We start from the raw sequence: 16,827 nt of genomic DNA on the forward strand, positions 1-16,827 counted from the left end.
ACAGTAAGACAACAGACATATCAGCAAACTCTCAACATGAAAGAAGGAAACGGAAAAGGCATAATCGCATCACTCGACTGGTGGACAATAGGCATCTACCTCGCACTGCTGGCATTCGGATGGCTCAGCGTCTGCGGAGCAAGCTACTCCTTTGACGATGCCGACATCTTCGACATCAGCTCACGCTCAGGAATGCAGATAGTATGGATTGCAACATCTATCTGCCTCGGCTTCGTAATCCTGATGATGGACGACCGCGGCTTTGACACCTTCGCCTTCATCGTCTACGGCGCGATGTTACTGCTGCTCTTCGCTACAATCTTTAACCCTCGCAACATAAAAGGCTCACACTCGTGGCTTGTGCTCGGGCCTCTTCGACTGCAACCTGCCGAATTCGCGAAATTTGCCACAGCACTTGCGATCTCGAAACTCATGTCAACATATGGCTTTAACATAAAGCGCAGCAAGGACTTCTTCCTCGCATGCGCCATAATAGTCACCCCGATGCTGCTCATCATCGGACAGCGCGAGACAGGCTCCGCCCTTGTCTATTCGGCATTCTTCCTTATGCTCTACCGCGAAGGCATGCCGGGCTCGATACTGTTTACTGGTGTTGCGATGGTCATGTACTTCGTAATCGGCATAAGGTACGAAGAGACAGAACTCCTCGGTATGCCGACATCGGCAGGCAAATATTTTGTCCTGCTGCTTGTACACGTGTTCACCATCATAATGGTACACGTCTATTGCAAGAACAAGGCACTTGTAGCCAACCTCTCAATAGTCGTCGGCACAGTGACAATAATAGCCACACTTTTCTCGAAATTCGTCATACCGTTTGACATCGTGTGGGTACAACTGGCACTGACCGCCTATGTCTTCGGAGCACTGCTCTACGAAGGACTGAAAAGCAGGATAAAGAGCTACTTCCTCATACTGCTGTTCGCTCTCGGTTCGGTGACATTCTTCTATTCGTCGAGCTTTGTTCTCAACAAAGTCATGGAGCCTCACCAACGTGTGCGCATCAATGTCCTGCTCGGACTCGAGGAAGACCTCGCAGGCGCAGGATATAACGTCCACCAGGCGGAAATCGCCATAGGCTCAGGAGGATTGCAAGGCAAAGGATTCCTCAACGGTACACAGACAAAACTGAAATACGTCCCTGAACAGGACACGGACTTCATCTTCTGCACCGTCGGCGAAGAGGAAGGCTTTCTCGGGTCGGCAGGAGTGCTGGTGCTGTTCCTATGCCTCATACTCCGCCTTATCCACGTTGCTGAGCGGCAACCGTTCAAGTTCGGGCGCATCTATGGCTATTGCGTCATGAGCGTCTTCCTTTTCCACCTGTTCATCAACGTGGGAATGGTCTTGGGACTGACACCTGTCATCGGCATTCCGCTGCCATTCTTCTCCTACGGAGGCTCTTCCCTTTGGGGATTCACAATACTCCTGTTCATCTTCCTGAGGATAGATGCCGGAAGAAACTTGATAAGGATATAAGGCAAACATACAGATATAAACCACAAAGCACCAACAAAAAAACATTATAATCATGAACATAACTCCCGTACTGCTGCTTACAGGCTACCTCGGAAGCGGCAAGACAACCCTGCTCAACAGGATTCTCTCAAACAAGAAAGGCATAAAGTTTGCAGTAATCGTCAACGACATAGGAGAAGTGAACATCGATGCCGACCTCATACAGAAAGGCGGTGTCGTGGGACAACAGGACGACTCACTCGTGCCACTGCAGAACGGATGCATCTGCTGCACACTGAAAATGGACCTTGTCGAACAGCTCCGCGACCTCATGAAGTCAAAGAAATTCGACTACATCGTCATCGAAGCCTCAGGCATCTGCGAACCGCAGCCTATCGCACAGACAATATGCTCAATCCCGATGATGGGCGAGGAATACACCACCGACGGCGAAGCGCGCCTTGACAGCATAGTAAGTGTGGTTGACGCACTGCGCCTGCGCGACGAGTTCGGAGGAGGACTTGACCTAACAAAGCAGAACATCGCCGAAGAGGACATCGAGAACCTCGTCATACAGCAGATTGAGTTCTGCAACATCATCCTGCTTAACAAGGCAAGTGAGGTGACACCTCAGGAGCTTGGACGCATAAGCGAAATACTCCACACACTGCAGCCAAAGGCGCAAATCATCAACTGCGACTACTGCGATGTTGACCTTGACATGCTGCTCAACACAAACTCCTTTGACTTCAACACACTCGCCGCATCCCCGACATGGGTGCAGGAGGTTGAAAAGCATCTCGACGAAATGGAGGAGCACGAAGAAGAACACGAGCATCATCATCATAATGAGGAGCATCATCACCACCATCACCACGATGAAGAGCACGAATGCCACCACCATGACCACGACCATGAGCACCATCATCACCACGGTGAAGGATGCACATGCGGCCACTGCCACCACAATGAAGAGACCGGCGAGGCTGAAGAATACGGCATCGGCACATTCGTCTACTATGCACGCGAACCTTTCTCTATCACGGAATTCGACCAGTTCGTGGCACGCAAATGGCCAAAATCCGTCATCCGCGCAAAGGGCATCTGCTATTTCAATGACGAGCAGGACACATGCTATGTGTTTGAGCAGGCAGGAAAACAGGTATCGCTGCGCAACGCCGGACAGTGGTATGCCACAATGCCGGCAGACGAGCTGCGCACTTTCCTCGCCGACAACCCGGGAGTGAAGCGCGACTGGGACGACAGGTATGGCGACCGCATGCAGAAACTTGTGTTCATCGGACAACACATGAACCGCAAGGAGATAACAGACATGCTTGATGCGTGTCTTGTAAAATAACCTCATAAACAATATGCCTGCCCTACTCCAAGGACAGGCATTTGTTTGTCAAAACACCACGAAAAAAACAGCGAAATGGAATATTCCGAAAAAGAGATTTTCCACAGAGCGGAGCGTCTGCTTGGCTCTACGGCAATGGGACGCATACAAAGCGCGAAGGTAATAATCTTCGGTGTGGGCGGCGTTGGCTCATGGTGTGCCGAAAGCCTTGTGCGCTCGGGCATAAAGCACATGACCATTGTCGACCCTGACTGTGTCGCCACCACAAACATTAACCGACAGCTCATGGCAACCACAAAGACCGTTGGCAAAGCGAAGGTGGAGGTGCTCAAAGAAAGGCTTCTCGAAATAAGCCCCAATGCCGAGATTCTGCCATTGCAGACCGTGTACAGCAAAGAGACAATGCATGACTTCCACCTTGAGGATTACGACTACATCATCGACTGCATTGACTCCCTGAAGGACAAGATTCAGCTTATCCTCCACGCCACAAGCATCGAACGCACCGCCTCCACCATGCCCGACAGCACGGATGCGCCTGCCGGATGCAGCGACAAAAAGGATGACAACAATCCTGTCTTCTTCTCTTCCATGGGTGCTGCCTTGCGCATCGACCCGCTGAAAGTCAGGGTCACAGAATTCTGGAAAGTGAGGAACGACACACTCGGTGCCCTCCTCCGCAAGCGCATGCGCCAAAAGAAGATGCTGCCAAAACGCAAATTCCAATGCGTCTACAGCGAGGAACTGCCGATGGAGAACCTCGGCTTTACGGACGAGACCTGCGACTATAAGGCGGTCATAAACGGCTCTCTCCACCACATCACCGGAATCTTCGGCTTCACCCTCGCCGGACTTGTCATAACAGACATAAAATCAAAGATTTACGAAAGATAACCTTTGACTGTCCAAACCGTAACCCTTTACCATGTGAAATGTAACCTTTCGCACGGTAAAGGGTTACCTTACGAAAACCGTTTTTTTAGCATCCGGAATGAGGAGTGCGGCGCAAGAAAACCTGCACAACATTCGCAATCCTCATTCCGGGCTATTAGCAAGAAAATCTTCTGAATCCGCATAAATCCACATGAGAACCTCTTAGCACAGAGACAAAGAGCATGTGGATTTATGCGGATTCAGAAGATTTTCTTATATTGCTGTCCGGTAAACATATACAACACATTATCATTCATCTGTTTCAGTTGTGACAAGCCCCTATCCTCGCATACAGCAACAGGATTTCGCTGTAAAGTGTGGCTCCGCCACATTTTATGAGAAACATTTCCTATGAAAATGTGATTTCACAACAACTTGTGGAGTTTTACCGGACAGTAATAATTTTCTTATTCGGTAACATACCGATTGACATGAGTCCGACGAAATCTCGCTATACATCAGACTACAAATCAAGCAAGATTCGCCGAACTCACATTATTTTAATAAGCTAGTCCACAAAACGACAACAACAATTTTAATAGCCGGGGTTCTGCCAAGCCTTCTTCTCTGCATCAGAGAGGTTTGTGCCATCCTCATGCTGCAGATTGTCAATGAATGACTGTGGGATAGGACGATAGTAGTGCTTTGCTTCGTCAAAGAAGATGATGTCAGGGTTCAACGCCTTGCAACGCGTGTGGATAGTCTTTGTGCGTGCCATGTGCTCCCAGCGCACCATTTCGCCTACAAGCTCACGAGTGTGCTCGTTGAGAATGAAGTTGAGCGCACGCTCAAACTTGCTTGTTGCACCAATCTTTGCAAGTATAGCCTCATCCTCTGCAGGGAGGTTGTCCCAAGTCCAGTTGGTCATCTCTGCCTCTGTTGCCGCATCAGACACCTCAAGTCCCGGATTGGACAGATAGTAAGTGTTCATGCCAAGGTTCCAGCCGTCGTTGGCCTCCACATACTCAGCTTTTTTTGCAACAAAAGAAGTGTTCTTTGCAGCCTCATAGCATCCGTCGACATAGTAGCTGCGGTTTTCACCTGCATGCCATGCGCCACGCTTACGGAGAGCGTCAATGTCATTTTTCGCACCGGTGTAGTCACCGAGACGCACTTTTATCTCAGCGCGGACGAGGTAAGTCTCACCAAGACGGGCGAGGATAAGGTCACGAGACCCGTTGTCACCTGCAAAAGCGTTAAGCGTGCCGCAAGCATGCTTGCTTATGCCCGGGAACATGTTAGGGTTGCCTTCTGTGTAGACAGCGTTGTTGATGGAACCGAATCTGTCACCGACATACTCACCTTTCTGGTACTGAATCCATGCATTAAGGATAGGCTGGTTCTTCTTTCCTGAGAAAGTAGCGCCACCTTCGCGTGTCTGCTTGCGTCCGGCTTCAGGGAGACGGCCTTCCTCGTCAACGAAGTTGGCGTCTTGCTGATAAGCAGCAGCACCGAATCGGAACTTGTCGAAAGCATGCTCATCCTTTTTGTTGAAGATAAAGACAATAGATGGGTCGCCAACGTGCACAGGGCCTGTATGGGCATTACCTGCATATTCGACAGCTGTCCCATAGACCGTAGCGAAAGACTTCCAGAGGCGCGCGTCGTTCACATTGTCAAACACAGAGATAGTATACTCTGTCGGACGGAAACGCTGGAAATCCTTGCCACCGGTGATGCAGCCACGCATTGAGCCAAGAGTGGATTTTGCGAAGTTAGAGAACTGAGGGTTAAAGAAAGCTCCGGGGTTGCGTGACGCAGTACGCCCTGAGAAGTTGTTATCATGTGCAGCAACCATAAGAATCTCGCCACTCCTTTCAAGCTCACAGTTCACGCCTGTCCAGTTGCCATAAAGGTCTGTCACATTGCTTTCAAGTTGGCGTGCGCCAATAGCATAGTCGGCAGCCTCGAGAGCCTCTTTCAGATAAGCCTCCTTGACAGCACCGTTCCAGTAATCATTACGCTCGGAAGCAGCGAAAAGGAGAGCCTTCGCGAGGAAATGGGCAGCAGTAGCCTTCGTCCAGCTTACAGGCTGACCCACGAGCTTGTTATTCTCACCGTCAAACAAGCTGTAAGCCTGACGCAAGTCTGCGATGACCTGCTCCCAGCACTGCTGCTCTGTGGTAAGGTCGAAAGAGCGCACGATGCCATCAGTTGGCACGGTCTGAAGCACACAGTGTCCAAACTGAGATGTCAGTATGTAATAGTTATATCCACGTAGGAAATAAGCCTGTGCAAGAGCGGAATTGCGCACCTCCTCATTGGAGATTTTATCCGCAGAAGCGATAATCTTGTTTGCAGAAGCGATGCCGTAGTAGACCTCATCCCAAATATGGGCATTAGTACCTGTGTTACCGTTTGTTGTGGTGAAAGAAGGAGACATACGGACATCGTATGTAAGCCATACTTCGTTAGACGCATCCGTGCCGATTCCGAATTCGTCAGTGCCACCCATGAACTGGTAATAGCCCTGTGACTCGTATCCACCAATCCAACGGATATGTCCGTAGAGTGATTTAGTGAGGGCTAAAATACCATTCTCTGTCTCAAAGTACGAAGTATCATAAGAAGAGCTCAATTTCTCGTCAAGGAAATCATCTGAGCAGGAAGTGAGACCCGTTGCTGTTGCAGCAATAAGTCCGGCGGCGATATATTTTTTGAATTTCATTGTTAGTCTGTTATTAATGAATTAGTGTATCATATTAGAAACCAAGTTCAAGGCCTACAACCCAGCTGCGGTTGAAGTAAGACTTGCCTGTATCGAGGTCAAGTCCGGCAACTGCCTGATGAAGGTCGAATGGGTTGATGACTTGAGCATAAATCTTTGCATGCTTGATTTGTACATTCTTGAGCAGCTTGCTTGGGACAGTATAGCCGACAGAGATGTTACGCATACGGATGAAGCTTGCCTTCTCATAACCTTCCTGCTTGGCAAACTGGTCAAGGTCACCTGTTTGTACAGAACTCAGATTCGGCTTGTGGTAACGTGCGCCAGTATTCTCCGGAGTCCAATAGTCAAGCGCTGCTTCACCAAGGTTTCCGAAGCCGAAGAGATATTGAGGAGCATGTACCCAATAGTTGAATCTGCCGTAAAGCTGGAAGCTGAGTTCAACACCCTTGTAATTGAATGTGTTTGTCCAACCGGCAGTGAATGTAGGGCGCTTGTTACCAATGATCACACGGTCATGATCCGCATCCATCTTATAGTCACCATTCTGGTCAACAGGCTTAACGTTACCCGGAGTGAACTTATATCCATTAGCATTCCACTTTGCCATTTCAGCCTGGTCTTCCGGAGTGTCCTGCCACAGACCGTCTGTCTTGAATTCATAGAAAACGTTGAGTTGCTCACCGATGAATCTTGCATTTGCAATATCATCTTCCTTGCCATTAGCCAGTTCGTCAATCCTATCCTTTTGCCATGCCATGTTGAATGAGGTCTCCCAACGGAAATCCTTGTTTACGACAGGAATGGCATTGACGCTAAGCTCCACACCGTGGTTGGATGTCTTGCCGATATTGCCGATAGTTGAAGCATAACCGGTAACGGTAGGGACAGACATGGCAAGAAGAAGGTCATTTGTCTTTGAGAAATAGACATCCAAGCTACCGAAAATGCGATTGCCAAGGAAGCCGTAGTCAAGACCAAAGTTCCATTGGGTGGTCTTCTCCCAACCCACCTGTGTATTCGCCATCACGAGAGGATCCTTGACGTAAGCAGGGTCATTCATCATGTAAGCCTTGTCATAGCCGTCAGTTGTAGGAATGTAGATTGACTGGATTGCACCGAGAGTTGCATAAGGGTCGATGGAGGAGTTTCCTGTCACACCAACACCGGCACGGAGCTTCAAGTTGTCAATCCAGCGGATGTCTTTCATGAAAGCCTCCTCCTGAATACGCCAACCGAGGGACATTGATGGGAAGAACGCCCACTTGCGACCCTTTGAAAGCTGTGAGGCTCCATCCCAACGTCCGGAAGCGGTCAGAAGGTATCTGTCATTGAAAGCATAGTTCAAGCGAACCATGTATGACTCAAGCTGGCGCTCGTTGATACCTGTCTTCATGCTTGCTCCGTTATCCTTGTCTGTGATATCCAATGACCCCATGGCGTTCCAAAGCCATGCATCATTCTCAATACGGCTCAATTCCATGTTTCCGGTCTCGTACTTCCATTCTGAGGCAGACTGTAACAATGTCAAACCTACATTGTGCTTCTTAGCGAATGTACGGTTGTATGTGATCATATTGTCAAGAGTGTATGAGAATCCGCTATTGCTCTCCCAGCGAGACTGGTTCTCACCATTGCTCATCCACTTGTAAGCTGACGCAGTGTCAATATAGTCACCCTTACGGTAGTGACGGTAGTCAGGACCGAAAGCTATCTTGTACTCCAAGCCCTTCAGAGGAGCCCATATCTCACCAAGATGGATTTGTGCGGACATTGAGCCAAGGATACGGTATGTCTCACGGTTTGAGATATTATGCTCCCACTCGTTTATCGGGTTGTAGGCTTGGTTGTCACCACCTGGGTATTTCACGCGGTTACCGTCCTTATCGTATGGCAAAGCCCAGCGGTAAGACTTCTTGTAGAGTTCATAAACAGCACCGGCAGCGTTTGTTGCTGAAGGAGAGAAAGCTGATGACATGCCGTAATCCTGTGTCTCACGTGAAGCATTGAAGGACATGTTGATTGTCATCCACTTTGTCGGAGTGAGATTCATGCCAAGACGTGCAGTGAAGCGTTTGTATTCCTGACCATGCTGAGTGCCCTTGTTGCTGAGATAGCCGAACGAGCCGAAAGTGCTCATCTTGTCTGTACCACCGGAAGCGTTGAGTGTATGCTCCTGAATGACACCTGTACGGAGTGCCTGCCCTGTCCAGTCATAGTCAATCACATCATTAGGATTCCATGAGCCGGACTGCCAGCCGTTCATGACATTCTCTATTGCTGTTTCATCAAGTTTACTGCTGTTTTGGAATATTGCGAAATCACTATCCTTTGTAGGGTTGCGAGGGTCAGCATATTTTATAGGGTCATTGTTGTATGCAGCCCAACGACGATACTGGATATAGTCAGCAGCACTTACAGAAGGGCTGCGGTCAACCAGGTTCTGCCATGTCACAGAACCTGAATAGTTCAGTGAGAGCTGCCCCGCCTTGCCCTGCTTTGTTGTGACGATGACAACACCATTGGCACCACGAGAACCATAGATGGCTGTTGCAGAGGCATCTTTAAGAATATCTATCGCCTCTATATCGCGCGGGTTCAGTGTCTCAATTCCTGAACCGGACATCAATGGCACACCGTCAACAACATAGAGAGGAGAATTGGAGGCTGTCAGTGAACGTTCACCACGAATGCGGATGTCACCGACAGTACCTGGGCGTTCGTTTGATGTGATGTCCACACCTGCTGCCTTTCCCTGCAGTGCCTCGAAGGCATTGCTTACAGGACGTGCCTGAAGTTCTTTCTCACCTACGCGAGTCAATGCACCTGTGACATCGCTCTTCTTCTGCACACCGTAGCCGACTACCACAAGTTCGTCAAGTGCTGCAGCATCCTCCTGAAGCACAATCCTCAGGTTGGACTGTCCCTTCACGGCTACGGTTGCTGTCTTATAGCCGACATAGGAGACCTGTATCACAGCATTCGAAGGAACATTATTTATCATGAAATTACCGTCAAGGTCGGCTATAGAGCCGTTGCTTGAGCCTTTGATCTTCACTGTGGCACCGATGACAGGGTCGCCATTTTGGTCGACAACCACACCGGTCACTTTGCCTTGCTGCTGGGCTGCAAGGCTGACATTGCCTGCAGCATTGGCACTTACCTGGCAAACAGGAAGCATCATTGCTGAACATGCCATGGCAAAGGGCATCAATGCCCCTTTAAGGAATCGATTCTTCTGATCCATAGATTGTTGTTTTATTAGGTTATAGTTATTAGGGATTTATCACCATTTTAGAGTAATAATGTGCAAATTTACAAAAAAAACTCGTTTTACCCCCCCCCCATTTAGTTAATATTACTTAATACACTGTATTTATATTATAACACTGAAAAAATGGCGGCTGGTAAAAAAATGCAGCATTCTTTAATTTACAAGCAACAGCCAACACAGGTTCTCCATAAACACAAGCCGTACAAATCACTAATATACAAGGACTCTATCACTTGCTGTGGTAACTGACAGCAACAAAAAAAATCCTAAATCCACGATGAAGTGCCAAACTTCTGTCTTGGATTTAGGATATCAACATTATTTGAATCTGAGACTATCTCACAATAAATTTGCGTGTATTAGTGCACTTGCCGTCATTGGCAGTAATGACATACATGCCGGAAGACAGCGTGTCGAGCATGTCCTCCACTGTGCCATAGCCCTTTTTCAGCATCGTACCGGCAGGGTTGCAGACTGTGATCTCGCATTCTCCGCTGATTACAGGCGAACCAATAGCCGTCTGGACATACTGCTTCTCGTAGTCAGGCAAGTAGTATCCGAGATGAGGAGGCTGGTTGTAAGCTCCATTCTGCCATGCGACAGCCATGCGGTAGGTATGGTCCTGCATGAGGCAAGGCACACGGTGGTCACTCTCTTCTGTGGTGGAATGGATGTAGAGGTCGGAAGAGGTGGTCTTGTCCCAAAGTATCACTTCTTCTCGCCAGTCACCGAAGAGGTCAGCCAAAAGATTTGGTGTGCTTTTGCTGCCGTTGCATGAAGAACCGCTCAGCGACTTCACAGTAGAGACGGCACCGTTGCTGTACTTCGTGATTGTGCTGCCGTCAAGCAGTTCGTCCTGCAAGTCACCGTCCCAATATATTCTGAAGTTCATGGAAGGTTGTGCGCTGATGCTTGTCAGTTTGTTGGTTACTGCACTGCGTGGATTACGTGAGGAAGCACACCACATTTCCCAACCGTCATTGTTAGCGTCAATGTCTGCAGCGATGCCACGCCCTGTATCTCCTTCAGCTGTGCCACTGAAGATTATCTCACCTGTGGCAGCATCGTGGAGATCCCATCCGTAAGGCGATGCCTCATGCACCTGATAGACCTGCAAGCCATCGCGTGAAGGAATCATCTTGCCAACATGTATGGCATCGCCATGACCATAGCCTGTGGCATAAAGCAGTTTTCCGTCATCGTCTATTGCACATGAGCCCCATACTATCTCGTCCTTGCCATCACCGTCAACGTCCGCCACCGACATGTTGTGGTTGCCATTTCCGTATGCCGTGCGGCTGCCGGAGCCACGTGTTGCCGCGCCCGGCTTGTACGTGTTTGTTGTACCGGCGGCATCCATGACAGTGTAGGATGTCGTCGATTTTGAAGAGTGAAGCCAGCGTGTCTTCAGTTCTTTACCGTCAAAATCCACGGCCCAAAGGAAGGCGTAGGTATAGTAGCCACGGCACATCACTGCACTTGGCAATGCGTCAGGGCCACCAAGTGCGGCAACAGCTGCAAGATAGCGTTCGCCGCGGTTGCCATAGCTGCCCTTATCGTTCTTTCCGCTGCGGTCGTCCCAGTTGAATGTGCCTGCAGCCTCTCCACCGACAGTAGTGTTGCGGTTGGGGTTGTAGTATATGGTATGCACAGCCTTTCCTGTCTCACCATTGAACACTGTCAGCCACTCCTGACCACCGTCAACACGTCCTGCAGAAGTCACCCAATCCTTTGTGTTGTTCACCGACTTGATAGATGCTTCTGTAGCGGCTTCGCTGACATAGGCGCCTGCACCGTCAATGCTTCCCGGAGCGGTCTTGCAAATCATCTCCGCCTTGCCGTCACCGTCGAAGTCATAGACGAGGAACTGTGTATAGTGAGCACCGGAACGGATGTTCTTGCCAAGGTCGATGCGCCAAAGCTTTGTGCCATCCAGCTTGTAGCAGTCAAGGATAGTGTTGCCTGTCACACCGTTCTGTGAGTTGTCACGCGCATTGCTCGGATACCATTTCACGATAAGTTCATATTCTCCGTCGCCGTCCACATCGCCCACAGAGCAGTCGTTCGGCTCATACGTGTAAGCCTGTCCGTCAGGGTAACTTTCCGTGTTTCCGCCAACAGTGGTAGTGTATGGCTTAGTCTTGCCTCCTGCAGGACGGTCTATGTGCAGTTTCTTTGACGAAGCTATCTGCATTGGCGAGAACTCTTCAACCACCTCACCATTCACGACTGCCTTGATGACAAACTTGTCCGTGACTTTGTATGACAGGTTCTTATAGTTGGTCTTTGAGACATTGGCAACCTTTGTCCCATTGCGATAAATGTCAAAGGTCATGTCTTTGCTATCCGTCACAAAACTGCGCCATGACAGATAGGCACCGCCACGGGCTGCACCTTGCATCTTGACAGCGCCGCGATTAAGTTTCTCTGCATACTGCCGGGCAGCTGCAGGCATGCTCAACAGCAATGCTGCTGCAAGGCATGTAAGAATTTGTTTTTTCATAAAAATGTTTTTCAGTTAGTTTCTGACTTTGTTTTTCTGTATGCAAAATTAACAAAAACAAACATCAGAAGACTGTAAATCCGTGCGCATAATATGTGATTTCGTATAAAAACCGTCATATATGCCGGAAAAGCTGCTATACACATCAAAAAAAGGCAGTCAATAGTTCACTGCGCTCAGTTGACTATTGACTGCAAAAAAATCCACTTATCGTTTTATATCAAAACGCACACCGACCTTCAGGTCAAAGTTCAAAGGATGCTCCTTATAGGAATTTTCCACGCTGCTGTGGTTATCAAAAGAATAGCTCACCGCCGGCTCTGCAAACAGATTCAAAGCTTCGGTGATGCGGTACTCCAGACCTCCACCGGCTATGACAGAGAACTGCAGGCGCTTCTCGCTGACTTTCTCAGAAGTTGAAGATGCCTTTTCCGAACCAATAAAGAGGTCGGTGTCCGAAGAGCCGTAGACACACTTCTCCACCATACCGCCGCCACTCACGTAGACACCAAACTTGCGTGTCTTCAAAAGATTATAATGCAGCTTCAAAGGAACACCTATGTAGTGCAATGTTTGTTCTGTATCAAAATAATTCTTATCCGTACCTGACACCGTGGACGATGAGAGAAGACTGTATGTTATGCCCGTCTCGACACTCATTCTTTCACTGATAGGAATACCACAGCCCAGTCCGAAACGTAACGGCAGCTTATGGTGCGTCTCTGTCTCAACACTCTCACCACGATTCATTGTCAAAATGTCATACACCTTATTCACACCAATCGGCACATCCGCTGCTCCGCCATAAGGGCTTAATGTCTTGACAATGGGCGAATAGCCTGTCTCTGAACTCTTGCCATTGGTCATAAGGTTGCCTGCGTATGCCGTCAGACTCCAGTCACCACCGGATTTCAGATGTTTAACAGCAGGTACAGCCTTTTTCTTTCCGGTAACCAATAGCTGCGTCCGCGAGCCTGGAGAAATAACCGAAGACGCTGTATCTGTATACTCAATGACCGCTTGCTTTTCTTTTTCCTCTCCACCTTCAGATAATTCATCTGATGCCGCCACAGCAACAGATGCGTCCGCCAAAACCTTTGTATGGCGTTCCAAAGCATTGCCCATGCGCTTGATGCCACGTTCCAATGGACGCAGGGCTTCATGGACGGCATCGCCAGGATTCTTGCCCCCAACCTCTGCCACAAAATTATGCCTATCCTTAATGATTCCACTGCCTGCCATGCGGACATCATCTTGCAGGGAATGTTCTGAGAATAGTAACGGCACGATAACAGCAAGGCATAACGCAACAGCAGCAACCCCACCATAACGAAGCCACAAAGGAAGAATACGTCTCTGACGGCGATTCCCGGATGACAGACTTTGTTCTATATCGTCCCACAGACCTTCCGGAGCACGAAGCTCAAAATCATGCTCTTTATGCCGTAAATCCTCTATCCAATTATTATCTTCCATACCATTACTTTAAGTGTTGACTGACTTTTTCGGCAAGCAGAGCCTTTGCCCGATGAAACTGCGATGCAGAGGTACCTTCCTTGATGCCTAACATGGCTGCAATCTCTTTATGGCTCTTTTTCTCAAATACAACAAGATTGAAGACGGTGCGGTAACCGACCGGAAGGCTCTGTATCATCTCTTGTATGACCTGAAACGGAATTCCATCTGTCTCCAAGTCCACATCAGGAGAGTCGGGAATATCCTCTACAGTATCGATAAAACTGAATATATTCCGCCTACGTATGAATTTCAGAGACTCATTGACGACAATCCTTGTCATCCATGACTTCAATGAGCCGTTCTCCATAATCCTGAAATTCCCTATACCGGAGAATATCTTCACAAAAGAATCCTGCAACACATCGCGGACATCCTCACTGTCAACGACATAACGGGAGCAGACAGCGGTAAGATAGCCGGCATACATCTCATATACAGTCCGCATGGCACCATGGTCACCGGACTGCATACGACGTATCAGTTCAATCTCGTTGTCGCTCCCGTTCAACTTCATTTTCCTATAATTTATTACTTCACATATTGCCCATCAAAAGCTACATGCTTAATCAATGCTGATTTCACCATCATAATAGGCTGTCAGCACAGAAGGCGTATAGGTCAGAACCACCTTAACATCACCAAGATATTGGCGGCTGACAACAGCCAACAAGACTGGCCGTGTTGTAAAGCTCTGCTTTTCTCCAACCTCCACATTACAGTGGAATTCAAACTTCTGCACACCATTATGCTTCATTGCCACAGGAGTGATTGCTGTTGAAAACTCTGTTTCGGGCAAGGTCACTGCCACCACATACTCTTTTGAGAAATCTATAGCTGTAGCTTGACCACTTTTCCCCATGACCGCAGCTGTCCCAAAATATTGCTTAAACTCAGCTTCACTTAAGATCATGTCTGGTACACGAACCGCTGTGTTCTTAACAAAATATTTTTCAGCCAACCTATATGGTATATCATTTGAAATGGCATTTCCGGAGGTTGCCTTTGATGAGACTGTACAGCCAACAATGCTGGACAAAAAGCATACTGATAGTGTCAGAATGAAAATCTTTATTCGCATCACTTATAATGTACATTGTTCTGATGACTTATGCCAACTGAATATTTCTGTTGGCAGTGCAACATCATAACCGGATTTTTCAAAAAGCAGATTGGTTCTTACTTTATGATTGCGCCACGGCTTATCACAGCAGCCTCTACCTTATCACCTGACTCTGACGATGTTCCTGACAACTTAAAATCGACTTTCTTTACCTCACCGTTGAAGGATTTCCAACGTAAAGTCAGTTTCTGATTCTCAGGAATCTCCTGAGGAATCTCTGACAGACGGAAAGCTATCAGTGCATCACCCCAAGCGCCGTTAACATCGCCATTAGCATCATGACGGAGCTCTACCTCAAACGGATTCTCCTCATTCACACCACCGACAAGATTCAAATAATGCTTCTTGTTGCTACCGCCCCACAATGTGCGGACACGCAGTGTAAGATATCCATCTTCGGCAATGGTCACCCAATCATTGACAATCTCAACAGGGTCTTTGCCATAATCATCTATAGACTCACCATCGGGAATCACGACCATATCCTTGGTACGTATACTGTCAATCCAATTGACACGGACGGTCTTCGTATAGCCCTCTGTCACCTTGTCCAAAACCTCGAAGTTCATCAATGCACGCACTTCCTTGCCATCATACAATGTAGAGGTCAGGTTCTCTGGGTACAATGTTGTCTTCTCGTCAAGCTGGAAATAGGTCTTTCCTTCAGTATTGACTTTCACAGTCACCAGACCATTAGGAAAGTTCACTGCTACATAATCATCGTTGCTGTCACATGACTGCAGACCGAGCACTACTGTAAGTAATGCAATAAGAATTGTTTTTGGATACTTCATCATATTATCTTTTTTGTTTAATACATCTATATAATCCTTATTGCATGGAAATCTTGCTTCAACAAACTTAGTTTTAACAATAAACAACATTCTTGTAGCTTTTGACAGCATAACTACATGGAGTCTGCATAATCCAAAGTTTCCTGTATATTCTTATATGAATCTGCAATGACCCTCCGTCCACAAAGCCATGGTGGCGCTAAAAGGATTCTTGCCATACAGGACAACATTGCCGCTGGAATCAATTCTGTAGCGAGACTCCTAAATGTGATTTATCGCTTTCGCTATGGCTTGGAGATAATAAAGAAAAAAATTGATGAAATTGACATCGGATAATGTGTTCCTTTTAAGCATACATACTGATACACCTATAATACCCCTATATAAGTACATATAGCGTCATCCTGTGCTACATTACAAATCTATCTGATAAAGGACATACCTCAGTAATGGTGAATCATCTGAAAGTTTCGGATGGTTGAACTCTAAGATTTTCTCCATTCCTATCTTCTGCATAACACGCTCGGAAGGCTTGTTTACAACGGCAGTAAAAGAATAAACTCGCGCCAGCCCCTGCTTCCTTGCCAACTCCAACACTTTTTTCGCAGCTTCTGTGGCATAGCCTTTATTGTGATAATCGGCATCTAACCGCCATCCTATTTCTATACCCGGCGTGAACTCGGCATCAAACCCAATCTCATGCAGTCCGACATATCCGATAAATGCACCGGTACCCTTTAACTCCACTGCATACAATCCCCAACCATTACGCTTAAATTCAGCTTGAATACGATTGTAAAAAGTTTCCGTTTCTTCATCTGTCAGTAATGCCGGAAAATATTTCATCACTTGTGGATTGCTGTTTATAGCAGCAAAACATGGCAAATCTTCAGATTTCCATGACCTAAGAACCAGCTTGTCTGTTTCTGCATATATCATATACTTAGTTTTCTAATATTCCTATAAAATTAGCCTTTTCCTCCTTTCGCAACATCCTCCTCCCCAAGGCACACAATTGTCTCCCCTCCTTCCTCCCCCTCCCCATACACCAAAAAACACCATATAACACACAAAAAAGCAAGAATTCCCCCGCCGACCTTTCAGTCAGCGGGGGAACATGTCTCAAAGAAGGCGGCCTCCTACTCTCCCGCATTGCAGTGCAGTACCATCGGCGCAGG

General features: G+C 47.8%; 12 protein-coding genes. 3 read left to right on the forward strand and 9 right to left on the reverse strand.

What is annotated here, in order from left to right:
- Positions 1-36 precede the first annotated feature (36 nt).
- The 3 genes from rodA to HPS57_RS13115 all read left to right on the forward strand — a co-directional run bounded on the left by rodA (position 37) and on the right by HPS57_RS13115 (position 3,733).
- A complete protein-coding gene (gene rodA / locus HPS57_RS13105) occupies positions 37-1,500 on the forward strand; it encodes a rod shape-determining protein RodA (protein ID WP_172183841.1) in 1,464 nt (487 codons plus the stop codon).
- Positions 1,501-1,552: 52 nt separating this feature from the next.
- A complete protein-coding gene (locus HPS57_RS13110) occupies positions 1,553-2,839 on the forward strand; it encodes a CobW family GTP-binding protein (protein WP_172183843.1) in 1,287 nt (428 codons plus the stop codon).
- A 75-nt stretch (positions 2,840-2,914) separates the two neighbouring features.
- A complete protein-coding gene (locus tag HPS57_RS13115) occupies positions 2,915-3,733 on the forward strand; it encodes a tRNA threonylcarbamoyladenosine dehydratase (protein WP_172183845.1) in 819 nt (272 codons plus the stop codon).
- Between the two features lie 574 nt (positions 3,734-4,307).
- Here HPS57_RS13115 and HPS57_RS13120 read toward each other — a convergent pair.
- From HPS57_RS13120 to HPS57_RS14260, 9 genes are all read right to left on the reverse strand, one after another.
- Positions 4,308-6,440 carry a RagB/SusD family nutrient uptake outer membrane protein gene (locus HPS57_RS13120; protein WP_172183847.1) on the reverse strand — a complete coding sequence of 711 codons (2,133 nt, stop codon included), beginning with the start codon at positions 6,438-6,440 and terminating at the stop codon, positions 4,308-4,310.
- A gap of 34 nt (positions 6,441-6,474) precedes the next feature.
- Entirely contained in the window at positions 6,475-9,687 is a 3,213-nt protein-coding gene (locus HPS57_RS13125; protein ID WP_253946567.1) for a SusC/RagA family TonB-linked outer membrane protein, read from the reverse strand.
- Between the two features lie 361 nt (positions 9,688-10,048).
- The gene (locus tag HPS57_RS13130) at positions 10,049-12,217 is read right to left on the reverse strand and encodes a rhamnogalacturonan lyase family protein (protein WP_172183849.1); all 2,169 of its coding nucleotides are present in this window, start codon (positions 12,215-12,217) and stop codon (positions 10,049-10,051) included.
- Positions 12,218-12,424: 207 nt separating this feature from the next.
- Entirely contained in the window at positions 12,425-13,693 is a 1,269-nt protein-coding gene (locus HPS57_RS13135; protein WP_172183851.1) for a porin family protein, read from the reverse strand.
- 4 nt (positions 13,694-13,697) lie between these two features.
- Positions 13,698-14,249: an RNA polymerase sigma factor gene (locus HPS57_RS13140; protein WP_172183853.1), complete on the reverse strand. Its 552-nt coding sequence runs from the start codon at positions 14,247-14,249 to the stop codon at positions 13,698-13,700.
- 48 nt (positions 14,250-14,297) lie between these two features.
- Positions 14,298-14,693 (reverse strand): hypothetical protein, encoded by a 396-nt coding sequence (locus tag HPS57_RS13145; RefSeq protein WP_172183855.1) that lies wholly within the window; start codon positions 14,691-14,693, stop codon positions 14,298-14,300.
- Positions 14,694-14,911: 218 nt separating this feature from the next.
- On the reverse strand, positions 14,912-15,652 hold the full coding sequence (locus HPS57_RS13150; protein ID WP_172183857.1) for a NigD1/NigD2 family lipoprotein: 741 nt from the start codon (positions 15,650-15,652) through the stop codon (positions 14,912-14,914).
- Positions 15,653-16,063: 411 nt separating this feature from the next.
- Positions 16,064-16,588, reverse strand: a complete 525-nt coding sequence (locus tag HPS57_RS13155) for a GNAT family N-acetyltransferase (RefSeq protein WP_172183859.1) — start codon at positions 16,586-16,588, stop codon at positions 16,064-16,066.
- Between the two features lie 4 nt (positions 16,589-16,592).
- The coding region (locus HPS57_RS14260; protein WP_216653415.1) for a hypothetical protein at positions 16,593-16,827 on the reverse strand (235 nt) is incomplete at its 5' end.

It is taken from the genome of Palleniella intestinalis (assembly GCF_013166595.1).
In the GTDB taxonomy this organism is placed as follows: Bacteria; Bacteroidota; Bacteroidia; order Bacteroidales; family Bacteroidaceae; genus Prevotella; species Prevotella intestinalis.